26 protein-coding genes are annotated in these 24,521 nt (G+C 63.4%); 12 read left to right on the forward strand and 14 right to left on the reverse strand.

From position 1 onward, the window contains the following. Positions 1–90: 90 nt before the first annotated feature. Both WBN73_RS19325 and WBN73_RS19330 read left to right on the forward strand, forming a co-directional pair. Complete coding sequence (locus WBN73_RS19325; protein WP_207595261.1) at positions 91–1,599, forward strand: amino acid permease; 1,509 nt, start codon at positions 91–93, stop codon at positions 1,597–1,599. 201 nt (positions 1,600–1,800) lie between these two features. After that, positions 1,801–2,472, forward strand: a complete 672-nt coding sequence (locus WBN73_RS19330; protein WP_207595262.1) for a FadR/GntR family transcriptional regulator — start codon at positions 1,801–1,803, stop codon at positions 2,470–2,472. Here WBN73_RS19330 and WBN73_RS19335 read toward each other — a convergent pair. From WBN73_RS19335 to WBN73_RS19355, 5 genes are read right to left on the reverse strand one after another with little or no spacing between them, the layout of a single operon-like run. After that, positions 2,469–3,338 (reverse strand): amidohydrolase family protein, encoded by an 870-nt coding sequence (locus WBN73_RS19335; protein WP_337341056.1) that lies wholly within the window; start codon positions 3,336–3,338, stop codon positions 2,469–2,471. The two genes, WBN73_RS19330 and WBN73_RS19335, sit on opposite strands and share 4 nt — an antisense overlap. Next, on the reverse strand, positions 3,331–4,269 hold the full coding sequence (locus WBN73_RS19340; protein WP_337341057.1) for an aldo/keto reductase: 939 nt from the start codon (positions 4,267–4,269) through the stop codon (positions 3,331–3,333). Before WBN73_RS19340 ends, WBN73_RS19335 begins: the two co-directional genes overlap by 8 nt. Further along, on the reverse strand, positions 4,266–4,580 hold the full coding sequence (locus WBN73_RS19345; RefSeq protein ID WP_207595265.1) for an L-rhamnose mutarotase: 315 nt from the start codon (positions 4,578–4,580) through the stop codon (positions 4,266–4,268). The genes WBN73_RS19340 and WBN73_RS19345 overlap by 4 nt, the downstream gene beginning before the upstream one ends. Beyond that, positions 4,573–5,880 carry an alpha-L-fucosidase gene (locus tag WBN73_RS19350; protein ID WP_337341058.1) on the reverse strand — a complete coding sequence of 436 codons (1,308 nt, stop codon included), beginning with the start codon at positions 5,878–5,880 and terminating at the stop codon, positions 4,573–4,575. Before WBN73_RS19350 ends, WBN73_RS19345 begins: the two co-directional genes overlap by 8 nt. Beyond that, complete coding sequence (locus tag WBN73_RS19355) at positions 5,877–7,181, reverse strand: L-fuconate dehydratase (RefSeq protein ID WP_337341059.1); 1,305 nt, start codon at positions 7,179–7,181, stop codon at positions 5,877–5,879. Before WBN73_RS19355 ends, WBN73_RS19350 begins: the two co-directional genes overlap by 4 nt. Before the next feature lie 138 nt (positions 7,182–7,319). Here WBN73_RS19355 and WBN73_RS19360 point away from each other — a divergent pair, with 138 nt between their 5' ends. From WBN73_RS19360 to WBN73_RS19375, 4 genes are all read left to right on the forward strand, one after another. After that, entirely contained in the window at positions 7,320–8,246 is a 927-nt protein-coding gene (locus WBN73_RS19360) for a fumarylacetoacetate hydrolase family protein (RefSeq protein WP_337341060.1), read from the forward strand. Continuing rightward, entirely contained in the window at positions 8,246–9,016 is a 771-nt protein-coding gene (locus WBN73_RS19365; protein WP_337341061.1) for an SDR family NAD(P)-dependent oxidoreductase, read from the forward strand. Before WBN73_RS19360 ends, WBN73_RS19365 begins: the two co-directional genes overlap by 1 nt. A gap of 107 nt (positions 9,017–9,123) precedes the next feature. Continuing rightward, a complete protein-coding gene (locus tag WBN73_RS19370; RefSeq protein WP_089596512.1) occupies positions 9,124–10,449 on the forward strand; it encodes an ATP-binding protein in 1,326 nt (441 codons plus the stop codon). Positions 10,450–10,581: 132 nt separating this feature from the next. Next, on the forward strand, positions 10,582–11,826 hold the full coding sequence (locus WBN73_RS19375) for a low temperature requirement protein A (protein WP_280624272.1): 1,245 nt from the start codon (positions 10,582–10,584) through the stop codon (positions 11,824–11,826). A 161-nt stretch (positions 11,827–11,987) separates the two neighbouring features. Here the strand turns inward: WBN73_RS19375 and WBN73_RS19380 are convergent, their stop codons facing one another. Together WBN73_RS19380 and WBN73_RS19385 are read right to left on the reverse strand one after the other, a co-directional pair. Beyond that, positions 11,988–12,569: an HD domain-containing protein gene (locus tag WBN73_RS19380; protein WP_337341062.1), complete on the reverse strand. Its 582-nt coding sequence runs from the start codon at positions 12,567–12,569 to the stop codon at positions 11,988–11,990. Between the two features lie 45 nt (positions 12,570–12,614). Then, a complete protein-coding gene (locus tag WBN73_RS19385; protein ID WP_337341063.1) occupies positions 12,615–13,406 on the reverse strand; it encodes an SDR family NAD(P)-dependent oxidoreductase in 792 nt (263 codons plus the stop codon). A gap of 103 nt (positions 13,407–13,509) precedes the next feature. On the opposite strand from WBN73_RS19385, the gene WBN73_RS19390 reads away from it, so the two are divergent. Beyond that, positions 13,510–14,121: a TetR/AcrR family transcriptional regulator gene (locus tag WBN73_RS19390; protein WP_207595272.1), complete on the forward strand. Its 612-nt coding sequence runs from the start codon at positions 13,510–13,512 to the stop codon at positions 14,119–14,121. Here WBN73_RS19390 and WBN73_RS19395 read toward each other — a convergent pair. Further along, positions 14,118–15,236, reverse strand: a complete 1,119-nt coding sequence (locus tag WBN73_RS19395) for a serine hydrolase domain-containing protein (RefSeq protein WP_337341064.1) — start codon at positions 15,234–15,236, stop codon at positions 14,118–14,120. The genes WBN73_RS19390 and WBN73_RS19395 overlap by 4 nt on opposite strands. A gap of 9 nt (positions 15,237–15,245) precedes the next feature. Then, positions 15,246–16,148 (reverse strand): tRNA glutamyl-Q(34) synthetase GluQRS, encoded by a 903-nt coding sequence (gene gluQRS, locus WBN73_RS19400; RefSeq protein ID WP_337341065.1) that lies wholly within the window; start codon positions 16,146–16,148, stop codon positions 15,246–15,248. A gap of 311 nt (positions 16,149–16,459) precedes the next feature. Between gluQRS and WBN73_RS19405 the strand changes: the two genes are divergently transcribed. Continuing rightward, the gene (locus tag WBN73_RS19405) at positions 16,460–16,969 is read left to right on the forward strand and encodes an Lrp/AsnC family transcriptional regulator (RefSeq protein WP_337341066.1); all 510 of its coding nucleotides are present in this window, start codon (positions 16,460–16,462) and stop codon (positions 16,967–16,969) included. 7 nt (positions 16,970–16,976) lie between these two features. On the opposite strand, the gene WBN73_RS19410 is transcribed toward WBN73_RS19405, so the two are convergent. After that, positions 16,977–17,432 (reverse strand): Lrp/AsnC family transcriptional regulator, encoded by a 456-nt coding sequence (locus WBN73_RS19410; RefSeq protein ID WP_280624280.1) that lies wholly within the window; start codon positions 17,430–17,432, stop codon positions 16,977–16,979. 101 nt (positions 17,433–17,533) lie between these two features. On the opposite strand from WBN73_RS19410, the gene WBN73_RS19415 reads away from it, so the two are divergent. Further along, complete coding sequence (locus tag WBN73_RS19415; protein WP_337341067.1) at positions 17,534–18,190, forward strand: LysE family translocator; 657 nt, start codon at positions 17,534–17,536, stop codon at positions 18,188–18,190. On the opposite strand, the gene WBN73_RS19420 is transcribed toward WBN73_RS19415, so the two are convergent. The 3 genes from WBN73_RS19420 to WBN73_RS19430 form a co-directional block, all read right to left on the reverse strand. Then, on the reverse strand, positions 18,187–18,654 hold the full coding sequence (locus WBN73_RS19420) for an SRPBCC family protein (protein WP_337341068.1): 468 nt from the start codon (positions 18,652–18,654) through the stop codon (positions 18,187–18,189). The two genes, WBN73_RS19415 and WBN73_RS19420, sit on opposite strands and share 4 nt — an antisense overlap. Next, positions 18,651–19,037, reverse strand: coding sequence for an ArsR/SmtB family transcription factor (locus WBN73_RS19425; protein ID WP_280624286.1), 387 nt, complete (start codon positions 19,035–19,037; stop codon positions 18,651–18,653). The genes WBN73_RS19420 and WBN73_RS19425 overlap by 4 nt, the downstream gene beginning before the upstream one ends. 109 nt (positions 19,038–19,146) lie before the next feature. Beyond that, complete coding sequence (locus WBN73_RS19430) at positions 19,147–20,118, reverse strand: hypothetical protein (protein ID WP_207595279.1); 972 nt, start codon at positions 20,116–20,118, stop codon at positions 19,147–19,149. Between the two features lie 155 nt (positions 20,119–20,273). On the opposite strand from WBN73_RS19430, the gene WBN73_RS19435 reads away from it, so the two are divergent. Beyond that, entirely contained in the window at positions 20,274–20,753 is a 480-nt protein-coding gene (locus WBN73_RS19435; RefSeq protein ID WP_207595280.1) for a DUF4383 domain-containing protein, read from the forward strand. A gap of 333 nt (positions 20,754–21,086) precedes the next feature. Here WBN73_RS19435 and WBN73_RS19440 read toward each other — a convergent pair whose 3' ends face one another. Continuing rightward, positions 21,087–21,758 carry a GntR family transcriptional regulator gene (locus WBN73_RS19440; protein ID WP_089596525.1) on the reverse strand — a complete coding sequence of 224 codons (672 nt, stop codon included), beginning with the start codon at positions 21,756–21,758 and terminating at the stop codon, positions 21,087–21,089. A 151-nt stretch (positions 21,759–21,909) separates the two neighbouring features. Here WBN73_RS19440 and glyA point away from each other — a divergent pair, with 151 nt between their 5' ends. Together glyA and WBN73_RS19450 are read left to right on the forward strand one after the other, a co-directional pair. Then, positions 21,910–23,295: a serine hydroxymethyltransferase gene (gene glyA, locus WBN73_RS19445; RefSeq protein WP_337341069.1), complete on the forward strand. Its 1,386-nt coding sequence runs from the start codon at positions 21,910–21,912 to the stop codon at positions 23,293–23,295. After that, positions 23,292–24,512 (forward strand): sarcosine oxidase subunit beta family protein, encoded by a 1,221-nt coding sequence (locus WBN73_RS19450; protein ID WP_011776430.1) that lies wholly within the window; start codon positions 23,292–23,294, stop codon positions 24,510–24,512. Before glyA ends, WBN73_RS19450 begins: the two co-directional genes overlap by 4 nt. The last annotated feature ends 9 nt before the right edge of the window (positions 24,513–24,521 follow it).

The raw sequence follows: 24,521 nt of genomic DNA on the forward strand, positions 1-24,521 counted from the left end.
GCATACCCCCACGAGGCTTTGTTCTGCGTGCCCGGACTTCCAACCGGACGCGTCCAGGACACCCCCAACAGGACACCCCTAAGGATTCCAATGACCAACCCCATCACGGACCACACGGTCCCGGCCCAAGCGCACGCCAGCGAGAAAGCCCTCCACAAGGAGGACTCCGGCTACCACAAGGACCTCAAGCCCCGCCAGATCCAGATGATCGCGATCGGCGGCGCAATCGGTACCGGATTGTTCCTGGGCGCCGGCGGCCGGCTCAACGCAGCTGGCCCCTCCCTCGTTATCGCGTACGCAATCTGCGGCTTCTTCGCCTTCCTGATCCTCCGCGCTCTCGGTGAACTGGTTCTGCACCGCCCGTCGTCGGGTTCCTTCGTTTCCTACGCCCGCGAGTTCTACGGCGAAAAGGCAGCCTTCGTTTCGGGCTGGTTCTACTGGATCAACTGGGCCACCACCACCATCGTGGACATCACCGCGGCAGCGCTTTACATGGAGTTCTTCGGCAAATATGTCGCATGGATAGGCGCCGTTCCGCAGTGGGCGTGGGCGCTCATTGCATTGGTTGTGGTGCTCGGCCTCAACCTGGTCTCCGTGAAGGTCTTCGGTGAAATGGAGTTCTGGTTCGCGCTGATCAAGGTGGCAGCACTGGTGGCCTTCCTTCTGGTGGGCACCTACTTCGTCATCTTCGGCACCCCGGTGGAGGGCCAGGAAGTCGGCTTCAGCCTCATCGCAGACAACGGCGGGGTCTTCCCCAACGGCGTGCTTCCCATGATCATCCTCATGCAGGGTGTGCTCTTCGCTTACGCATCGATTGAACTCATCGGCACCGCAGCCGGCGAAACTGCCAACCCGGAAAAGATCATGCCCAAGGCCATCAACTCCGTGGTCATCCGCATCGCCCTCTTCTACGTTGGCTCCGTGATCCTGCTGGCTCTGCTGCTGCCGTACACCTCTTACGAGAAGGGCGTCAGCCCGTTCGTGACGTTCTTCGGTTCCATCGGCGTGGAGGGCGTGGACGTCATCATGAACCTTGTGGTTCTCACCGCAGCACTGTCTTCGCTGAACGCCGGGCTCTACTCCACAGGCCGCATCCTCCGCTCCATGTCGGTGGCCGGCTCTGCCCCGAAGTTCGCCCAGCGCATGAACAAGGCAGGCGTCCCCTACGGTGGCATCGCCATCACGGCCGGCGTGTCCCTCCTCGGTGTTCCGCTGAACTACCTGGTCCCGGCCGACGCTTTCGAGATCGTGCTGAACGTCGCTTCCGTGGGCATCATCGTCACCTGGGCCACCATCGTCCTGTGCCAGATGCAACTCAAACGCTGGGCCGACAAGGGGTGGCTCAAGCGCCCGTCCTTCCGGATGTTCGGCGCCCCCTACACTGGCTGGTTGTCCCTGATCTTCCTGGCGGCCGTGCTGATCATGGTGTTCATCGAGTCCCCGTTGACCATGCTGGTCACCGCGATTGCCTGCGGACTCATGGTCTGGGGCTGGTTCCTGTGCCGCAAGCAAATCCACGAGCTTGCTGCCACCCGCGACGGCTACACCGGCAGCGCGCCCGTGATCGCCAACCGCCCGCTGCCCGGCGGCGACAAGTAACAAGCAACAACCGCTGAATCACGACGGCGGCACCCGGGTTCCGTAACAATCGGACCCAGGGTGCCGCCGTCGTCGGTTAACGCCCCCAACTGAGTAACAGCAAACGTCCCAATGACTGCTCAGTAGAACGTGTGCTGTTACTCAGTTGGGTGGGGGCGGGGCGGAGGCAGACATCGGATCATTCGTGGCTACTATTGGTCCATGGCTGTCACAGACGAGGCGATCAGCAAGATCAAAGGCATGCTGATCCGCGGGGAACTCAAGGCCGGCGATCGACTTCCGCCGGAAAAGGAACTGAGCGAGCGGCTTGGCCTCTCCAGAAGTTCCCTGCGCGAAGCGGTCAAAGCCCTCGAACTGATCCGTGTGCTGGACGTCCGCCGCGGTGACGGAACCTATGTGACCAGCCTCGACGCCAAGCTGCTTAACGAAGCCGTGGCATTCGTTGTGGACCTGCACCAGGACAGGTCCATTCTGGAACTCTTCGAGGTCCGACGAATACTGGAACCGGCCACCGCACACTTGGCAGCGGGCAAAATGACGCCTGAGCAAATACTGGCCCTCCGGAGCACCATGGACGGCATCGACGAGAACACGGACGTCGAGGAACTTGTGGCCCATGACCTCGAATTCCACAGCATCATCACCGAAGCCGCGGGAAACGACTACCTCGGTAGTCTCTTGGAGGCCCTGTCCAGCAGCACTGTCCGGGCACGGATCTGGCGCGGACTGACACAGGAAAAAGCAGTGGCCCACACCTTGGCGGAGCACCACGCAATCGCCGACGCGCTGGAGCGGGGCGATGCCGAACTGGTGCGCGCGCTGGTGACAGTGCACATCAGTGGCGTGGAGAACTGGCTGCGGCAGGCGCTCTAACCCTCGGCCAGAGGGGTGACTGCCAGGCCGTAGGTCCGGATCGCGGTCTCTTCGAGCACGGCGTCCTGCTCTGAAGGGCTCAGGGACGACACCAATTCCAACAACACATCCAGCGTCCTGCCATAAGGAGCCCCGAGTGTACTGACCGGCCAGTCGCCGCCGATCATCAAGCGCTCTGGCCCGAAAGCCTCCAACGCGGCTTCGAACAGCGGCCGCAACGCATCCGCGGTGTATTCAGTGCCTGGCAGATGCAGCCCGGAAAGTTTGGCCACCGAGTTCGGTTCCCGCCCAAGCGCGCTGAAGCCGGCGCGCCACGAGTCCATGAGCTGAGGGTCAGCCAGCGGTGGTTTTCCCAAGTGATCCAGCACCACTGTCAGTTCCGGCATCTCACGGGCAAGTCGGACCGCAGATCCCAGATGCCGCGGGAAGGCATCCGGAACATCAAAGGTGAGCCCGCGCTCTGCCACCATCATCAAGGACTCGCGAACTGCGGGGAGGTCCAGGAAGTCGGACCGGGGGTCGTCGTGCACCAGGTGCCGCACTCCCCTGAAGACGGGCTGGGCTGTGAAGCGGTGCAGCTGCTCTGCTGCTTCATCGGGTGCATCCAACCGGACCCAGCCCACCACACCCAGCACCCAAGGATTCTGCGCAGCTACCGCCAGCATGGCTTCGGTGTCGGCAAGGGTATCGTCGGCCTGGACCAGCACCGCTCCCCGAACACCGGCGGCCTCCAGCGTCTCGCGGGCTTCGTCTCCGCCGAAACTCCGGTAGAGCGCACCGTGCTGCGGGCCGAGCCATCCATAGGGACGCACTCCGCCGGTGACGAAGGAATCCACCGTCCAGAGGTGCAGATGCGAATCAATCATGCCCGGCTGCCTCCAACGCGTCCCAGAGCTCCTCCGGCACAGGCGCTTCCATCCGCGATGCGTTCGTGGCCACCTGTTCAGGAGAAGTGGCCCCGGCGGTCACGTTCACCACCGCGGGATGCCGCAGCGGGAACTGGAGGGCCGCCGTCGGAAGTTCCACGCCAAAGTCGCGGCAGACCGCCGCAAGGCGACGCGCACGCTCCAGCACGTCCGGCGGTGCCTGCTGGTAGTTATAGTGCGCGTCCTCGGCGACATCGGGCCGGGCCAGGAGGCCCGAGTTATAGGCACCCACGCTGACGACGCCGGTGCGGCGCTCCACACAGCGGTCAAGCAGCGGAACGCCGGGCTGCTCAAGCAAGGTGTATCGGCCAGCCAACATCACCAGATCCAGGTCAGCTGCGTCGACGCATTCCAGGGCAGCCTCGGCTGAATTGATACCCACGCCAATGGCCTTGACCAGTCCCTCCGAGCGCAGCTTTTCCAACACGGGCAACGCTTCGGAGATGCCGGCTTGGAGATCGTGGACATCAGGATCGTGAAGGTAGGCGATGTCCACGTGGTCCAGGCCAAGCCGTTCCAGTGAGTCCTCGATGCTGCGCCGGATCCCCTTCTCGGAGAAGTCCCACACTCGACGTGCAGCAGCGGGAACATCGAACCCCTCAGGGTCCTGCCCGCCGCCGGAGCTCGGTTCCAACAGCCGGCCTACCTTGGTGGAGATGACAAATTCATTCCGTGGTTTGTCCCGAAGGACCGCGCCCAGCCGCTGTTCGGAGAGGCCAAGCCCGTAGTGCGGGGCGGTATCGAAGTAGCGGATGCCGGCGTCCCAAGCGGCCAGAACGGTGGCGAGCGCTGCACCGTCCGGAATGGCCCGGTACAGGTTCCCAATGCCCGCACCACCGAAGCCAAGCTTGCCCAGCTCAAGTGAGTTCATGGCATTTCCCATACCTTCTGGATACCCGCATCCTCCCCCGAATAATCATCCTGCACCGCTAAAAGTTCAGCCATCCGCGCCTGCCATGGAACGTTGGCGGGGTGGTCGGCGAGCGCGTGCCGCATGGCTTGGTAGTTTTCGACGTCCACCACATGAAAGAGATCGAGACCGCTTCGCCAGATCCGCCAGTTCTTAACCCCGGCCTCTTTGAGGGCTGCCACCAGTTCGGGCGGGATGTGTGCGTGGGCGTCGGCGTATTCGTCCGCGGTTCCCGGCTTGAGCTTGGTGTGGAGGGCGATGCTCTCAGCCATGGGCGGACTCTTTCCGGAGGGCTGACGGTTTCAGGAAAAGTTCCAGCACTGGCACCGCCACGTCGGGTTTTTGAACGGGCAGCTTGATGGTGAGCGTTCCGGGTGGCTGGCCGCCCGGGGTCATGTTCATGGCCTGTTGGGCGGGATCCAGTTCCCGCAGGAACACCTCCGAGGCGTCATTCAGCAACTGGGCGTATTCCACCTTGCCGGCGAGGTCCGGCAGGTGGACGTACTCGAAGGGCCACGCGAAGAGATGGACGTACAGCTTGTCACCACGCTGCGTGTAGCGGGTATCCGTCGGTGCGGGATAGGACGAAGCTCCGGCCCGGTAGATGGCGCGCGAGTGCAGCTTCATCCATTCGCCAATGCCCTCCAGCGAACCCAGCGCCCGCGGATCCAGGCTGCCCCTTCCTGTGGGGCCCACGTTGAGCAACAGGTTGCCGCCCTTGGACACGCCATCCACCAGCATGCGGATCAGCAAGTCAACGGGCTTGTAATTCAGGTTGTCCCGGTCATAGCCCCAGCTGCCATTCAACGTCTGGCAGGCCTCCCAGGTGACCGGTTCGCCGTCGACCATCATGGGACCGGCTGGCTGGTACTGCTCAGGTGTGACCAGGTCTCCCGGGATTTCCAGCCGGTCGTTGACCACAATGGCTGGCTGCAGCTCCCGCACCATGGCGAGCAAGGCTTCCGAGTCCCAGTCTTTCCGGCCTTTGCCGCCCCAGTATTCCTCTTGGTGTCCGCCTGTATAGGAGAAGTCGAAGAAGAGGTAGTCGATAGTGCCGTAATTAGTGAGGAGCTCACGCACCTGGCCATGCAGGTACTGGCGGTATCGGTCCATGTCGCGGCCGGCATTCAAGCTTTCGACGTCGGCCGCGTTGCGTTGGGGATGGACCCCGTCCACAGTGAAGTCGGGGTGGTGCCAGTCGATGAGTGAGTGGTAGAAACCGACCTTCAATCCCTCGGCCCGGAGCGCTTCAACAAAGGGGCTGATCAAGTCGCGGCCGGCGGGAGTGTTGGTGGCTTTGTAGTCCGTCAGGGCGGAATCCCACAGGCAGAAGCCGTCGTGGTGCTTGGTGGTGAGGACCACGTACTTCATCCCGGCGTTGCGGGCGGCCCGGGCCCACTCGCGGGGGTCGTAAAGGTCCGGATCGAAGCGCCGGAAGTACTTGGAGTACTCCTCCACCGTTGTTTCCTCTTGGTTCATCACCCACTCGTGGCGTGCTGGAAGGGCGTAGAGGCCCCAATGCACGAACATGCCAAAGCGTGCTTCCTCGAACCAAGGTGCGTGCTGGATCAACGGGATTCCTTCCATACGGGGCCGTTCGGAAAGCTGTACGCGGCCAGTGTTTCACGGAGCATTTCGTTTCCGGCGCCAGGGTTCGACGGCGGCCAGTAGGCGCCGCTGTGGACGTCCACGGGAGTGGTGAAGTGTTCATGGAGATGATCCACGAACTCGATGGTCCTGCCTTCCTTGGTGCCGGACACGGCAACGAAGTCCAGCATGGACAGGTGCTGAACGGCCTCACACAAGCCAACGCCACCGGCATGCGGGCACACCCTGACGCCGAACTTCGCGGCGAGCAGGAGGATGGCGATGTTCTCGTTCACCCCTGCTACCCGGGCGGCATCGATCTGCAGGACCTGCAGTGATCCGGCCTGCAGCATCTGTTTGAACACCACCCGGTTCTGCACGTGTTCGCCGGTGGCCACGGGAATCGGGGCTACCCCGCGGGCGATGGCGGCGTGGCCCAGGATGTCGTCCGGGCTGGTGGGCTCCTCAATCCAGGCAATGTCATACGGGGCAAGGTGGGCCATCCAGTCGATGGCTTCCTGGACATCCCAGCGCTGGTTGGCATCCAGGGCAATCTTGATATCGGGACCCACTGCTTCACGGGCAGTCCGTACACGGCGGATGTCGTCCTCCAGGGAGGCCCCCACCTTCAACTTGATCTGGGTGAAACCATCTGCAACGGCTTCCTTGGCCAGCCGCGCCAGTTTCCCGTCGCTGTACCCCAGCCAGCCCGGCGTCGTGGTGTATGCGGGGTAACCCTCGGCGCGAAGTGCCGCCTTCCGGGCTTCCCTGCCAGGTTCGGCCGCCCGAAGAATGCCCAGCGCTTCCGCGGGAGTAAGGGCGTCCGTGAGGTAGCGGAAGTCCACCAGGGCCACGAGCTCTTCGGGCGTCATTCCTGCCAAGAGTTCCCAGAGTGGCAGCCCGGCACGTTTGGCCTTCAAATCCCACAGCGCATTGACCACGGCTCCGATGGCCATGTGCATGACGCCCTTTTCGGGACCCAGCCAACGGAGCTGCGAATCGTGGGCCAGCAGCTTCCACGTGGCCCCCATGTCAGCCAGCAGCGTCTCAACATCAGCGCCGAGGAGGTGATCGCGGAGCGCGTTGATCGCCGCCGTTTCCACCTCGTTCCCCCGGCCGATGGTGAACACAAAGCCGTGGCCCTCGTGTCCGTCCCCGGCGTCAGTGCGGATGATCAGGTATGCCGCAGAGTAGTCCGGGTCCGGATTCATGGCGTCAGAGCCATCCAGCTCAAGGGATGTTGGAAAGCGGATATCGAACGTATCCATTGCAGTGATGGTGCTCATGCGGCTCCTGAAGTCCGTTACGATTCTGCACCGAGCCTAAACATCCGATGTCTCCCTTGTCAATGGGTCACATTTCCGTATTATGGGGTGAAACACCACACTAGAGCTCGGATGTTAGTCCCGAACACGGAGGAAGCCATGACCTTGAAATTCGCCAGGCTGGGTACGGCCGGAAACGAACAACCGGCCGTCATCGCCCAGGACGCCGACGGCACCGAGAAATACTTCAGCCTCACGCCCTTGACCCAGGATATCGACGGCGGATTCCTCGCCTCGGATGGCATCGAGCGCACCCGGGAAGCCCTGAACAGCGGGGATCTTCCCCCAATATCCCCTGCGGGCCTGCGCATCGGTGCGCCGGTTGCCCGCCCGGGTGCAGTAGTGGCCATCGGCCTCAACTACACCGCCCATGCTGCCGAGTCCGGTGCCACACCGCCCGAGGTTCCCGTGGTCTTCCTCAAGCCCACCAACACCATCGCCGGACCGTTCGACGCCGCTCCCATCCCGCCGTCGTCGGAAAAGTACGACTGGGAAGTGGAACTGGCCATCGTGATCGGCCGGGAAGCGTCATACCTTTCATCTGTCCCGGAAGCCGAAGCCTGCATCGCCGGTTACGCCGTGGCGAACGACCTCTCCGAGCGCGACTACCAAATTCCCGGTGCTGCGGGACAGTGGACCAAAGGCAAATCCCTGCCCGGCTCCACTCCCCTGGGCCCGTGGCTGGTCCCGGCCTCCGAGATCGACGCAAGCAACCTGCGCCTCCAGACCTTGGTTAATGGTGAAGTCCGCCAGGATTCAAGCACGTCGGACATGATCTTCGACCCGGCCACCATTGTGCACCACCTGAGCCAATACATGGTTTTGGAGCCCGGAGATGTGATCATCACCGGGACCCCCGAGGGCGTTGCATTGTCCGGCCGCTTCCCCTTCATCCAGCCCGGCGACGTCGTGGAGTTGGACATCGAGGGACTGGGACGCCAGCGCCAGGAGTACTTCAGGGCGCAGGCCGGTTCCGCGACAGGCGGTCAGGCCGGCGCAGCCGCTCCCGCCCACGTCAACGCCTGATGGCAGCCGCAGCGCCCTCGGTGGGCAACGACTTTGAGGGCCTCACGGCCCTCATCACCGGCGGCGCGTCCGGCATCGGGGCGGCCATCGCGGACCGCCTCGCTGCCGGAGGCGCGCAGGTCGCCGTCCTGGACCTCGCCCCGGAAGCCAGCCCGCACTTTGGTGTCCAGTGCGATGTGGCCGATGATGCATCGGTGCGTGCCGCCGTCGACGCCGTTGTGGAGCAATTTGGCCGGCTGGACATCGTGATCAACAACGCCGGAATCGGCGCCCAAGGCGACATTGCCGCTAACGACGACGACGAGTGGCTGCGCGTCCTCAACGTCAACGTGGTGGGCATCGCCCGCGTCAGCCGCGCAGCTCTGCCCTACCTCCGTGAGTCACCGGCAGCAGCGATCGTCAACACCTGCTCCATCGCAGCGACCGCGGGACTGCCGCAACGTGCGCTGTACTCGGCGTCGAAAGGTGCAGTGTTGTCCCTGACGCTCGCCATGGCAGCAGACCACGTCCGTGAGGGGATCCGCGTCAACTGCGTCAATCCCGGCACCGCAGACACTCCCTGGGTGGGACGTCTGTTGGATTCCGCTGCCGACCCCGCCAGCGAGCGCGCCGCCCTCAACGCCCGGCAGCCCCACGGCCGGCTGGTTGACGCCGCTGAGGTGGCCGGTGCCGTCGCGTACCTTGCGAGCCCGCTGTCAGGCTCCACGACGGGAACCTCGTTGGCGGTCGACGGCGGCATGCAGGGTTTGCGGTTGCGTCCGGTGCAGTAGGAGTTTCGTAACGCTACGGGCCTGCAACGTCCGGCACCGGTGGTTCGCCTATGCTCAACCTCAAGGAATCAATGGCGACTCACTTAGCAAACTCAGGAGCATTACCCATGAGCAACTGGCGCATCAGGGACTTCCACTCATCCGACCTCGATGGCATCCTCCACCTCTGGGAGTCACTCAAAGCCGACGGCGTGGAGCCGGTGTACGCGTTGTCCGAGGTCCTGGCATCGTGCGAAAAGGACCACGCCGTGGTGGCGGTGCAGGGCGACCAAGTGGTGGGCGCCGCCGTCGGACGCGCCGCACACGACCAAGGCTGGATCGTGTTCCTGGCCACGCTGACGGAGTTCCGCGGCCGCGGAATCGGCACCTCGCTGCTGTCCGCCGTCGAGAACCGCATGGCCCCGCACGGCCTCAACAAGCTGTCTGCACTCATGCCTGAAACTGAAACCCGGGTGGAAGCCTTCCTGGGGCGAGGCTTTGTGGTCAAGAAGAACCTGCGCTATTTCGAGCGCACCATCCCCGTGCAGCGGCAGGAATTGGAGCCATTGAGCCTGCTCGGTGGCCGCATCCTTGCACGGGATCTGTGGGAGAACGTGGCCGGCATGCGCCGCGAGAAGGAACTGCTGGAACGCCGCCTGGTGCTTCCCCTGGCCGAGGCGGACCTCGCCGACGAATACGGCGTAGTGCCGCCCCGGGCTGTTGTGCTGTTCGGCCCGCCAGGTACTGGAAAGACCACGTTCGCCAAGGCCATTGCATCGCGGCTGGAGTGGCCGTTCGTAGAGGTCTTCCCGTCGCGCTTGGCCGCTGACCCCAAGGGCCTGGCCGGTGCGCTGCGCGAGACGTTCCTGGAAATCGCCGAACTGGAGCACGCCGTGGTGTTCATCGACGAGGTGGAGGAAATCGCGTCGCAGCGTGCCGGGGATCCGCCGTCGCCGCTGCAGGGCGTCACCAACGAACTCCTCAAGATCATCCCGGCCTTCCGCGAACAACCCGGCCGCCTCCTGGTGTGCGCCACCAACTTCATCCGCGCCCTGGACACCGCATTCCTCCGCCATGGCCGGTTCGACTACGTCATCCCCATCGGCCTCCCGGACGTCCACGCCCGCGAAGCCATGTGGCAGCGTTTCATCCCCGCCACAGTGGTGGACTCCGTGGACATCGCCCAGTTGGTGGAACGGACGGAAGGCTTCTCGCCCGCCGACATCGAGTTCGCGGCCCGCAGCGCCTCCCAGCGTGCCCTGGAAAAAGCAGTGTATGACGACGGCGCTGCTTTGGGCGGTTCAGCCGGCGCTGCGTCCGGAGCCGGGTCCAACGGGCGCAAGGGACCCGTGACGCAGGACTACCTCGACGCGATTGGTGACACGCGCACCACCGTGAGTCCCGAAGTGCACCAGGACTTCCTCGAGGACATCGACGTGCTGGGGCGGGTGTAACTCCTTCCCGCGAGATCGCCGGAACACTGCGGGTTCGCCGGAACACTGCGGGTTCGCCGGAACTCTCCGGGCGGTCTCGACGCATTGCGGCGGTCTCGGCGTGAAGGCAGGGGCAGCGGTAATCTTTGAGCCATGTCCTCGAATCCCCTTCGCCATGCGCTGTCCCGCATGGGCGGCCGCGATCCCCATGAAAAGCACCGCACAGCAACCCCGCTGGAGCTCTTCTTTGACCTGACCTTTGTCATTGCCTTCGGTGTTGCTGGCAGCCAGTTCGCCCATGCGGTGGCGGAGGCGCACTTCTGGCCTGGGCTGCTGGCCTTCTCGTTCGCCATGTTCGCGGTGATCTGGGCCTGGATCAACTTCACGTGGTTCGCCAGCGCCTACGACACCGATGACTGGGTGTTCCGTGTGGTCACCATGATCCAGATGGTGGGCGTGCTCATCCTGGCCATGGGCATCGAGCCGATGTTCCACTCGATCATCGAGGGCAGGCACGTGGACAATGTCACCATCGTGCTGGGCTACATCATCATGCGGGTGGCCCTGATCTTCCAATGGCTTCGCGCTGCCCGCCAGGATCCCGAACGCCGGGAAACCTGTTTGCGCTATGCAAAGTACGTGGCGATCGTCCAGATCGGCTGGGTTGTTGTGCTGTTGGTGGACGCGAGTGTCCTCACCACGTTCCTTGTGGCAACTCCGCTGTTCATCATGGAGATGGCGGCACCCTACTTCGCGGAACGGGAGATCCGTACCCCGTGGCACGCCCATCACATCGCGGAAAGGTACGGGCTCCTGGCCATCATCGCCTTGGGCGAATGCTTGATTGGCGCCATTGAAACCTTGCGTGCCATTGTTGCTACCCATCAGTGGTCCGTGGATGCAGCACTGGTCGGGCTGAGTGGCACCGGGTTGGCCTTCGCCATGTGGTGGATCTACTTCATCCTGCCCTCTGGCCCGGCATTGCACGTCCAGCGGCATCGTTCGTGGGTGTTTGGCTATGGGCACATGCCGGTCTTTGCCGCCATTGCCGCCACAGGTGCGGGCCTGCACGTTGCCGCGTACTTCATTGATCATGAAGCACACATTCCCGCGGCTGCCGCTGTTGCCTCGATTGCCCTGCCGATTATCTTGTTCAAGATCTCGCTCACAACGCTGTACAGCATCATGCTCGGGCTGGAACGCGAACACCTCGTGAGCTCAGCTTTGGTGGTTTTGGGCTTGGCTGGAAGCATAGCCCTGGCTGCCGCCGGAGCATCAGTCCCGGTGTGCATGCTGGAGATGATGCTGGTTCTGGGCCTGTCGATCGCCTACGACGAACGACGCGGCCACAAGGGCCGGGCCGCCGCGCTCCGAAGGCTGGAAAACGCCGCGGGCTAGGGCATTCCGGTGCGTTGCGAGGCCCGCTCTGCACGCAATATCGCCTCGAAAGCATGCAGAGTAGGCCCCGCAACTCAGTCCGGTGCGTTGTGGGGCCCGCTTTGGGCGCCATTTCAGTCCCCGAGGCACGCAGAGCAGGCCCCACAACGGGCGCGGAGGGGTTACTCGGGAACGATCTCGTCCAGTTCCTGGAGCAGGTATGGGTTGATCCGTTCCAAGATCATCCTGACCTCGTCGCGGGGAACGGCCGTGTACAGCACAGGTCGGGCATCGGCGTAGCGGGTGACCGGCGGCTTGTCCGGCCACTTCTCCGCGAGGGCCTGAACCCGTTCCGGGAGCGAGTTGTGGGCGTTGTCCGCGATCTTCACCAACGTGGCGTCGTGATCCTCCGCAACAAAACGGATGCCGGCGTCGTAGTCATCCGGGTCGTCGTGGAAGCGGCGGGTGACACGCTCGATAATGTCTACCGCACGCTCGGACACGCCCATTTCCAGCAGTGCCTGCCGGGTGATGGGAGTGTCCTCGGCGATGTCATGAAGGTACCCGGCGATCTGGATGTCCTCATCAAAGTCGGCCAGAGCATCGCCCACTGCCAGGACGTGCTCGCGGTAGGGTCGCTTGAGCTTGTCCTTCTGCCGGTTGTGGGCCACCTCCGCCAGGACCTGGGCTGTTTCTACAGTGAAGTGTGGTTGGGTCATGCTGGCCTCCGGGTTGAACATGGGATCAACGGCGATCGATCCCATGTTCAGGCTATCGGTTGTTCCGGGACGGCAAGCGCGTGGGGGGATCTACCAGTCCTGTACGGCGCGTGCGGCGATGGCGACCGTGACTGCCCTGGGCAAGCGCTGCGCAAGCCCAGCCGTCACCCGGTTGACCCACCCGGAGACAACGCTGCCGGGCGTGTCCTTGCGACCCAGGGCTTTGATCGCTGTTCCAACAACCTGTTCGGAGGTCTGCATCTTGCCCACCGCGGCGGACTCGCCACCGAGGACGTCGAAGAACTCAGTGCGAGTGGCGCCGGGACAAAGGGCCAGGACGTTAAGTCCGGAGTTCTTGGTTTCGTGGGCCACGGCTTCAGTGAAGCTCAGGACGAAGGCCTTGGTGGCACCGTAAACGGCCATGCCGGGAATGGGCTGGAAAGCGGCAGTACTGGCCACGTTCACCAGGGCACCTTTTCCGGAGTCGAGCAGTTGCGGCAGAAAAGCCCGGGTGATGTCCACCAAGGCGGCCACGTTCAAGGAAATCTCAGACGCAATAGTGTCCGGATCTTCCTCAACCAAAGGCCCATGGGTGCCGAAGCCCGCGTTGTTGATCAACGTGTCCACGGTGATCCCGCGGCCGGCCAGTGAATCGAAGAGCTCGCGCCCCACCCCTGCACGGCCCAGGTCCATGGGGAGCACGGTCACGGTGACCCCGTGGCGGGAGCGCAAGTCCTGGGCCAACTTCTCCAGGCGGTCTTCGCGCCTGGCCACCAGGACGAGGTTGGAGCCCCGGGCAGCGAACTGTCCGGCGAACTCAGCGCCGAGGCCGGAGCTGGCACCTGTAATGAGTGCAGTGGTACCTGCGTAGGTCATGGTCATGGCGGAATCCCATCGGTTGAGTAAGAGACTGATGTAGTCGCTGTCTACATGGTAGGCAGTGTCTACTTTGTTGTCAATGACTACATTGGCTTAGACTTGAGTCATGACTGACCAGCCCTACCACCACGGCAAACTCCGGGAGGCGCTCCTGGAGCGCGCCATGGAGACCATTGAGGAAGCCGGCGTGGAAGGACTTTCCCTCCGGCAGCTGGCCCGTGATGTCAACGTCAGCCACGGCGCTCCGGCTAAGCACTTCCGTGACAAGCAAGCCCTGATCGACGCCGTGGCGCTGGCTGGCTTTGAGTCGATGAACCGCCTGATCCGGGATGCCACCCAGTCCAGCGATGACCTCCATGGCCGTTTCGTCCGCGTCGGCAAGGCATACGTCGACTTTGCCGTTGAGCACCCCGCCCTGCTGACGGTGATGTACTCCACCAAACACCACCCCGATTCCAGCGAGGAACTGCGGAACACTGGCGCCCAGGGAATACATGTTGCCCAAGCCATGATCGCCGAGGCCCAGGAAGCCGGCGTCCTGGCCGAAGGCGACCCCGGGACACTGGCCATGGTGTGCTTCGTCAGCCTTCATGGGACTGCCCTCCTAGCGGCCGGCGGACACTTGGACGGCACTTCAGTGGATGACGTAGTTACCGCTGCCACCGACACCCTATGGGCAGGCATGGCGGCCGGAGTCCCGGCTGCCCAGCCCAGCTAAGCCGCGAGCCCAGCGATCACTTCCCGCACCGCCGCGCTCAGCTGGAAGTTGCGACAGCCCACTCCCCCGGGCTCCGCCTGCTGCGGCACGTACCCAAAGCCGAGTTCATACACAGGGTCCGCGAATCCCAAAGATGCGCTGGCGCCGTCGTGCCCGAATGCGCGGTAGCTGCCGAACGGCATCCGAGTGTGGGACTTCATGAACACCGTGGCAAAGCAGCCGGTCTCTCCAAAGACGCGGTCGATCCCGAAAACCTGCTCGCGGGTTACCGCACGAATGGTCTCCTCCGTCAGGAGAGGGGCAACGGCGGGTTCGCCTTCCAACCCTGTCAGCGCTGCAGCGTAGATTCTTGCCATCCCATCCGCACTCGCCACTCCAGCAGCCGAGCTCAGCCCCGCGGCCCGCACCTCCCGGATGTTGGGCAAGTCCAGGATGTCGCCCACGGCAGAGTTGGCCGCCAGTCCGGCGTGGCTGGCAGGATCCACCCACGGCCACGCCGGATCGGCCGCCCAGCGGAAGGGAGCGAAGCGGGCCTCTTCGGCGTCAGGCAGGCCAAGGTAGAAGTGCGCTCCGGTTGCGGCCCGGATCCGCTGTTCAAAGACGTCCTGGAGGGTGGAACCGGTGATGCGGCGGCACAGCTCCTCCATGAAGATACCGATGGTCAGTGCGTGGTAGCCGAAAGCAGTGCCGGGTTTCCATAGCGGCGGCAGTTTGGCGAGCTTGGCGGCTGCGAGCCCGGAGTTGTTGACCTCGTGGAGGGTGAGGCCGCCTTCCACTCCAAGGAGCCCGGCCTGATGCGAAAGAAGCTGGGCAACGGTGATCGAAGCTTTCCCCTCGGCACCAAACTCCGGCCAATACTTGGTCACCTCGGCATCAAGGTCCAAGGTGCCGTCCTGAACCAGCAACGCCATGACCAGGCCCGCCATGCCTTTGGAGCAGGAGAAGACGCCCGTAACCGAGTCCGGGCGGATATGCGGTCCGCCGCTGAGGTCCAGCACTTTGACGCCGCGATGGTAGGCCGCGACTTGCGCCGAATACTCCGGATCCTGATCGAGGAAACTGCCGAAGAGCTCGGCGACGGGTTCGAAACCTGGGGCGATCACCTTTGCATGCATCCAGACAGCCTACGTGGTGGGCGTTTCAGGGCCGGGGGTTTTCCACACCCATGGCTCCTTGGGGAGGCTCCGGGGGCGGAAATGCGGCAACGCCTCCTCCAGGGTTCCGGCAGGCAGGCCCACCGATTCAAGGATCAGGTCACGGACTCTTCCGGCAGGAATTCCGACGGCGGCGAGGTCGCCCAGCGTGACCGCACCGTCGCGCTTTGCCAGCCTGGCGCCGTCGTGGTTTACCACCAGTGGCACGTGGGCATATTCGGGAACGGGCAGGCCCAGCAGCGTCGCCAGGTAGGCCTGCCGCGGGGTGGAAGGGAGGAGGTCATCGCCGCGCACCACCTGGTCGATTCCCTGGGCGGCGTCGTCCACCACCACTGCCAGATTGTAGGCGGTCACTCCGTCATTCCGACGCAGCACAAAGTCGTCCACCATGCCCCTATAGATGCCGCACAACTGGTCCTCAACAGCCCACTCAACAACGTCCGCCTGGAGGCGTATCGACGCCGGGCGTGACGCGCGCCGGATCTCCCGTTCAGCGTGGGACAACCGTCGGCACGTCCCCGGATACGCGCCCTGCGGCGCATGCGGCGCCGACGCTGCTTCCTGGATTTCCCGGCGGGTACAGAAGCATTCGTAGGTGCGGCCCTCAGCAGTGAGGCGCGCAATCGCTTCGTCGTAGAACGCCGCGCGTTCAGTCTGGCGCACGACGCCGGCGTCCCACCTGACGCCGACGGCCTCCAAATCGCGGAGCTGCTCCGCTTCGGCGCCGGACCGGGCACGGTCCAGGTCCTCGACGCGCAGCAGGAAGTCCCTTCTGCTGGACTTCGCGAAGAGCCAGGCCAGGATGGCCGTACGGAGATTGCCGACGTGTAGTTGGCCGGAAGGGCTCGGGGCGAAACGGCCAGCTGAAGTCATGCTCCAAGCCTATGTGGCCGTGCTCCGCGGCGTCCGCCGGGACGGGGCAATGCAAGAGCCCCTCAGCTACCGCAACGATCCGGTGGCTCAGGGGCTCTTACTGTGCTGCCCGCACGATACGGGCGAGTGCAGAATGACAATGCTGTGAACAAGAGTCAATCAGCGGCTGCTTCCTTGCGGGAAACCTGTGCAGGGATCCGGGTGGTGTTCCGGATGCCTGGTGCCTGCGGGGTCCGGCGGTAGCCTTGCCCTGCTTCGTTGTCACCATTTGAGCAGGAGACATACAGTTGGTGCAACGGACACAAAAAAGAATGGTCGATCTGATCAGTCTGCTCGGAAAACTTGGACAGGAAGTGGTCACTTTGCAGGAACTCGACGCGACGGACCGGCGAATCCTGGCCGCCCTCGACAACGATCCCCGTGTGCCCATCATGGTGCTGGCCCAGAAGCTCCATCTCGCGCGGGGAACTGTGCAGTCCCGCTTGGAACGGATGACGGCCGCCGGAGCCCTGCGACCGAACAGCAGCCGCGTCCTGCCGGCGGCCTTGGGGCGTGGCGTCGCGGCTGCGGTCAGCGCCGAACTGGACCAAAGCCACTTGAATGAAGCCATCGCCGCACTCCGGGACATCCCCGAAGTCCTCGAGTGCCACGCACCCGCTGGCGATACCGACCTCATCATCAGAGTGGTAGCCAAGAGCCCGGACGATCTTTACCGCGTGTCCGAGGAAATCCGCCTATGCCCCGGAATCGTGCGCACGTCCACCAGCATGTTCCTCCGCGAAGTGATTCCCTACCGGACAACTGGGTTGCTTGCCGAGTAGGCCGGGACTATACGGGCGGGCCGATGTTGGTTTTCAAGTTCTTCATCACCAGGGTTGACGTCAGTCGTTCCACGGCTGGAAGAGCCGCGAGTTCGTCGTCGTAGAAGCGCTGATAGGCAGGCAAGTCTGCGGCAATGACCTTCAACAGATAGTCGGGGGAGCCAAACAGCCGCTGCGCCTCCACGATGTTGGGACTGGCTGTCACGCGCTCCTCGAATTCGGCCATGATGGTGCGCTCCACCTGCTTGAGGGTGACAAATACTATCGCTTCGAAACCCAGCCCCACGGCAGCAGGATCGATGTCGGCACGATAGCCGCGGATCACCCCTGACGACTCCAAATCCTTCAGCCGCCGATGGCATGGAGCCACGGTCAAACCCACCTTGGAGGCCAAGGCTGTCGATGTCATTCGGCCATCCTCTTTAAGGTGGCGCAAAATACTTCTATCGATTCCGTCAATCACGCAAGAATCTTACCCAAAATGCCGGATTAAGGGCTAAATCCGGGAACACTTATGGGGGGATTTTTCCTAGAGTTTTCCTACCAACTACCTCTGGAGAGATCGTGAATCCGCAGCTGTTCCTCGCCTTCATGCTGGTGGCCGTCAGCTTGGCGTGCACCCCCGGCGTCGACTGGGCGTATTCAATCTCGGCCGGCCTACGCCCACGCAGCTTCGTTCCCGCAGTGGCGGGCCTGTGCAGCGGGTATGTCATCCACACATTGCTGATGGTGGCAGGCTTGGCCGCTCTGCTGGCAGGAATCCCGGGACTCCTGGGATGGCTGACCATCGCCGGTGCGGCCTACTTGTTGTGGCTCGGCGGCTCGACCATCCGCTCGTGGCGAGGTGCGAGCTTCAGCGCGGAAGCCGGCGTCGTGCAGTCCGGAAACCAGCTCCGCACCTTCCTTCAAGGCATGGGTACCAGCGGCATCAACCCCAAGGGCCTGCTCTTTTTTATCGCGCTGGTACCGCAGTTCGTCAGCCCCGAGGCAGCACTGCCCGTTCCGGTCCAGTCAGGTTTGCTGGGCCTGACCTTCGTGATCCTGGCAGGGGCGGTCTACACCGGCGTGGCCCTGACGTCCCGGAAGTTGCTGGCTTCCCGGCCGGGTGCCGCGCGGGTTGTGACGCTGACCAGCGGGATCATCATGATCGGACTGGGAACAGTGCTGTTGTCAGAGCAACTCCTCCCGCTGCTGCTGCAGTTGCAGCCGGCGGGCGCTTAGGCAGCAAGCAGTTCGTCCAGCCGCTCGTATCCTTCGATCACGCCGTAGTCCATTCCCGTTGCAAGGGCCATGTCGCGGGCTTCCACGGAGGGGTAGACCTCGTGGGCGACCATCCGGGTCCTGCCGTCGATTTCCTCGAAGGTGGTGGTGCTGATGACTACCTGGTTGGGTGCGCCCTCGAACTCCACTGTCTGGATGATCAGTGCGTCGGCTTCAACGGTGTGGAAGACGCCGCGGAAGCCATACATTCCGTTGTCGTCACCGCTTTCGTAGCGCCAGCTGCCGCCGGTGGTGGCGTTGTACTCGGTAATTTTGGTGACCGTGCTGCGCGGGCCCAGCCATCTGGCCAAGAGGTCCGGGTCAACATGGGCCTTGAAGACCGCACTGACGGGAGCATCGAATTCGCGGACTGTATCAACGAACGGGACGCCGCTGTCAGCGGTGATTGTTGTTGGATTGCTCATTTCAGTTCCTCTTTCTTCTTTGCTGTTGTGTTCTCGTGTTCTTGGTGGGAGATGCCCGCACCCAGCAGTTCGTCCAACTGCCGGAAGCGGGATTCGGCGATCAGCCGGTACTGGTCAATCCAGGCCGTCAATCTCTCCAAAGCTGCTGCATCCAAATGAACCGGCCTGCGCTGGGCATCCCGGGATCGGGTCACCAGGCCCGCATGCTCCAGGACCTGAATGTGCTTGGAAACCGCCTGCTTGGTGATGGCGAATGGTTCCGCGAGCTCATTGACAGTGGCATCTCCCCGGGACAGCCGGGCCACCATGGCCCGCCGCACCGGGTCCGCCAACGCCATAAAAGCCCTGTCCAGGGTGTCCGACCCCGGGGCATCGTGTTCCATCGCCGCTTCAACCCTTCGTCCTCAACCAAACCTAATTCAATCAATTCATTGATCAACTGTTTGGTTGATTAAGAGAATACGCTTCCTCCCCCGAGGACGCAATGGTGTTTTATTCGCCGCCCAGCTGCCTGAAGTCGTTCTCCCAAAGGCGCCGCATTTCAGCGTCTTTCCGGATGACCTCCAGCGTCTCCAGCTCAGCCGGAGGGGCAGGACGCCTGGACCGCGGAGTCAGGGTTCGGCGGCCTTGGTCAAGCGCGAGGAGTGCCCTGTCTGTCAGTGCATCGTTCTTCAACGCCAGGTTGGTCTTCCGCCGCCGGAGGACTTCCTTCAAGGCCAGCTGCGCGGATTCGATGTCACCCCGGGCCCGCTGTGAACGCGCACGGATCAGCAACAAGGCAGCCGATAGGTCGTCAGTGTTCAGCAAACCTTCGGTCCACAGCACCACGTCCCGGTGCCGCTCCAGCGAATACGCCGCCGTGCAGCGCGCCAGGGCAGAAGGCAACGACGGCGGCAAACCGACCACTGCTTCCAACGCCGACTCGGTCATCCCCATCTCCCGCAGGCAATGGGCCAGCGCCAGGAACACGGATTCCTCACTGAACAGAACCGGAACCTCGATGCGTTCGGCTACCTCGACTTTGGTGACCACCTGCCCAAGGTACGTAGCCGAGAACTGGCTGGCGTCGTCGTCGATCCTTGTTGTTAAACCGCGCTGCAGCAGCTCCGAAGCCCGCAGGAACCCGCCATGCTTGTATGCGAGCAGGCCTGCCATAACGTGGCATAAGCCGGCCCACCCCGGATTCATGCGGCCAAAAGCGAGAAGCCCATCCGGCTCCGTGGAGGTGAACACGGCTTCGTGCATCGCCTTGGCCGTCCTGGAGGAAAGCATCTTCAACCGCGGTACGTTGCCCACCACGGACAACCTCGCGTGGTCACGTCCGCTCAGCACGCCGGACAGCACGTCATTCACACCGTCGGCCAGGCCACGGACCGGGGTGCGGACGTAGCCCTCGCGGAAGGGCGTGAGATCGCGGGTGTCGTGGAAGATCGTGTGCACACGTCCGTTCGGAGCTTGGCTCATAAATCCATGCTAACCGCCGCTGAACTGGGCACATCCCCTGCTATCGGAGGCATTTCAGGAGTATTATGGCGGCGTCGGCAAGGTTTTGCCACACCCCTTGCCGCAGGTCGGCTCTCCATGAGAAGAGCCGGGTAACCGCGTGAAAGGGAGGACTGATGACCACCGCTTCGCACCCCGCCGAACACCACCACATGATGGGGTTGACGCTTCGCAACACCGCCATGGGCGTTGGCATTGTATTTCTGCTGGTAGGCGTCCTGGGGTTCATCCCGGGAATCACCACCAATTTCGGCGCCATGACCTTTGCTGGACATGAGTCAGGCGCCATGCTGCTTGGAATCTTCCAAGTGTCCATACTCCACAACATCGTTCACCTGCTGTTTGGCGTGGCCGGCTTGGCCATGGCAAGGAACGCACGCATGGCCCGCCTGTTCCTCCTGGGCGGCGGCGCCGTGTACATCGTTCTTTGGATCTACGGCCTGGTCATCAACCAGGAAACAGCTGCCAACTTTGTCCCGTTCAACACGGCTGACAACTGGCTGCACCTGATCCTCGGCGTTGCCATGATCGGCTTGGGCGCCTGGCTGGGCAGGGATGCCATGGACGAAACCACAACGGCCCGACGGAAGATGTAAACCTTCACACACGTTGTGAACAAACGACGGCGACCGCTCCCCCTGAGGGGACGGCCGCCGTTTTTCTTTTCACATCCAGGCCATTTTCGTCCCTCTCTCACATCCCTAGCCCATCACCGCACGCTCTCTCACTTGGCCGAAGAAGGCCGCCCACCGTTAGGCAACCCAACAAGTGCCAATGCCGCAGCCAGGGGCGGCCACGGCAGCGCCCCCAAGCACGAGTGATGTGAGAGAGGGTCCGCCCTAACCACGAGGGACATGAGAGAGGGTCCGCCTCAAGCACGAGGGACATGAGAGAGGGTCCGCCTCAAGCACGCGGGACGCGAGAGAGGGTCAGAGGACCTTGCGGATGGTCTCTTCGAAGCTGACCACGTGGTGCAGGGCGAGCTCGGCGGCGCGGTCTTCGTCGCCGTCGGCGATGGCCGTGAGTAGGTCGGCGTGCTCGGAGATGTGACCGGACACGGAGGGCATCTTCTCGAGCATGTGGCACCAGATGCGGGTGGCGAGGTTGTCGTATCGGATCAGAACGTCTTCGAGGTGCGCATTGGCGGAGGCTTTGTAGATGAGCCGGTGCACCTGGATGTCGTAGCGCATGAGTTCCTGGGAGGAATTGTCCTGGCCTTCGAGATCACGGATGGCCGCTGCGACGCCGCGAAGCTCGGAACGCATGGCGGGGCTGGCCATGCGGGCAGCCTTCCTGGAGGCGAGCGGTTCCAGGAGCTCGCGGATTTCGGAGACTTCGGCGAGCTGGGTGATGTCCACGCCGGTGGCGAAGGTGCCGCGCCGCGGGTACGACACCACGAGATGGTCGCTTTCAAGGCGTTTGATGGCTTCGCGGACGGGGGTGCGCCCGATTCCCAGTTCTGCAGCAATCTGGCCGTCATTAATGGGGTCGCCGGGCTTGATGTCCAGCATGATAAGCCGGTCGCGCAGCAGCAAGTAGGCGTTCTCCGCCAGGGACGTGCCCTGCGGAACTGATTCCAGTGCTTCCAGTGCTGCGCTCATTAGTCTCTCCCGTTAGTCGCATTCATAGTCTGCTGGATGAGTTACCGCTGACCTGTTGACGACTATGTGATCTCCAACATACTATGGCAATAGTTCTAATATATCAGTTGCCTAACAGTCGGCCACTAGACAAGCTTTGAAGGAGAACACCATGGTTGAACCGCTGATCCGCCCGCTCGCCCAGGCGGACCCGGAGGTCGATCAGGCGATCGCCCAGGAACTCATCCGCCAGCAGTCCACGCTGGAAATGATCGCCTCTGAGAACTTCGCCCCCACGGCCGTCATGGAGGCCCAGGGATCGGTGCTGACCAACAAGTACGCCGAGGGCTACCCGGGCAAGCGGTACTACGGCGGCTGCGAGCACGTAGACGTGATCGAACAGCTGGCCATCGACCGCCTGAAGTCCTTGTTTGGTGCAGAGTTCGCCAATGTCCAGCCCCACTCCGGAGCCCAGGCCAACGCCTCGGCCATGCACGCGCTGATCACCCCCGGCGACACCATCATGGGCCTGAACCTGGCACACGGTGGCCACCTGACCCACGGCATGCGCATCAACTTCTCCGGCAAGCTCTACAAGGTTGTCCCCTACGGCGTCCGCGAGGACACCCACACTGTAGACATGGCTGAGGTCGAGCGCCTGGCTCTTGAGAGCAAGCCGCAATTGATCGTCGCCGGCTGGTCTGCTTACTCCCGCCAGTTGGACTTCGCCGAGTTCCGCCGCATCGCCGACCTGGTGGGTGCCTACCTCATGGTGGACATGGCCCACTTCGCGGGTCTCGTAGCCGCGGGTCTGCACCCCAGCCCGGTGCCCCACGCCCACATCGTCACCAGTACCACGCACAAGACCCTCGGCGGTCCCCGCGGTGGCGTGATCCTGACCAACGATGCCGACATCGCCAAGAAGGTCAACTCGGCAGTCTTCCCCGGCCAGCAGGGTGGTCCGCTGGAGCACGTGATCGCCGCCAAGGCCGTGGCCTTCAAGATGGCCGCTGAGCCGGAGTTCCAGGAACGGCAGGTCCGCGTTCTTGAAGGCTCCAAGATCCTGGCCCAGCGCCTCCTCCAGGACGACGTAGCTGCAGCCGGCATCTCCGTTGTCAGCGGCGGCACCGACGTCCACCTGGTCCTTGCCGATCTCCGCCATTCAGTGCTCAACGGCCAGCAGGCAGAAGACACGCTGCACCGCATCGGCATCACGGTGAACCGCAACGCCGTTCCCTTCGACCCCCGCCCGCCGATGGTTTCCTCGGGCCTGCGCATCGGCACTCCCGCCCTCGCCGCCCGCGGTTTCAAAGCTGAGGACTTCACCGAAGTCTCGGACATCATTGCGACGGCGTTGATCGCCGCAGCGAACAGCGGCACCAAGGCCACAAGCTCAGAGACAGGCACCGAAGGTGACGTCACCCTGGACGAGGCCACCGCCGTCGAACTTCGCCGCCGCGTGACCGCGCTGGCAGACAAGTTCCCGCTTTACCCGCACCTGAACAACAACGGCAATGGCGCCGCAACCGAAGCAGAACTGATTGGAGCAGCCCAGTGAGTGCAGACCACCTCCCCGAACACCCGGACTTCCTCTGGCGCAACCCGGACCCGAAGAAAAGCTACGACGCCGTAATTGTGGGCGGCGGCGGGCACGGCCTGGCCACCGCGTACTTCCTGGCGAAGAACCACGGCATGACCAACATCGCCATCCTGGAAAAGGGCTGGCTGGCCGGTGGAAACATGGCCCGCAACACCACCATCATCCGTTCCAACTACCTTTGGGACGAGAGCGCCGCCATTTACGAGCACGCCCTCAAGCTCTGGGAAATCCTCCCGGAGGAGCTGGAGTACGACTTCCTGTTCAGCCAGCGCGGCGTCATGAACCTGGCCCACACCCTGGGCGATGTCCGCGAAAGCGTTCGCCGTGTGGGTGCCAACCGGCTCAACGGCGTGGATGCTGAGTGGCTGGACCCTCAGCAGGTCAAGGAACTCTGCCCCATCCTGAACATCAGCGACAACATCCGCTACCCCGTCATGGGCGCCACGTACCAGCCACGCGCAGGCATTGCCAAGCACGATCACGTGGCGTGGGCCTTTGCACGCAAGTGCGACGAACTGGGCGTGGACATCATCCAGAACTGCGAAGTCACCGGCTTCATCAAGGACGGCAACCGCGTCACTGGAGTCCAGACCACCCGCGGCACCATCAACACCGAAAAGGTGGGCCTCTGCGCCGCCGGCCACAGCTCAGTCCTGGCAGAAATGGCCGGCTTCCGCCTGCCGATCCAGTCGCACCCGCTCCAGGCCTTGGTCTCCGAACTGCACGAGCCGGTCCACCCCACAGTTGTCATGTCCAACCACGTGCACGTGTACGTGTCCCAGGCCCACAAGGGCGAACTGGTAATGGGCGCCGGCGTGGACTCCTACAACGGCTACGGCCAGCGCGGCTCGTTCCACGTGATTGAGGAGCAGATGGCAGCAGCTGTTGAGCTCTTCCCGATCTTCGCCCGGGCCCACGTGCTCCGGACCTGGGGCGGCATTGTGGACACCACACTGGACGCCTCGCCGATCGTGGGGCTGAGCCCCGTGGAGAACATGTTCGTCAACTGCGGTTGGGGAACCGGCGGCTTCAAGGGCACTCCGGCGGCAGGCCTGACCTTCGCGCACACCATTGCTACCGGCGCACCGCACAAGCTGAACAAGCCGTTCGCGCTGGAACGCTTCGAAACCGGCGCCTTGATCGACGAACACGGCGCCGCAGCCGTAGCCCACTAGCCAGGACAG

Origin of the sequence: Paenarthrobacter sp. CCNWLY172 (assembly GCF_037402035.1) — a bacterium.
Lineage (GTDB): Bacteria > Actinomycetota > Actinomycetes > Actinomycetales > Micrococcaceae > Arthrobacter.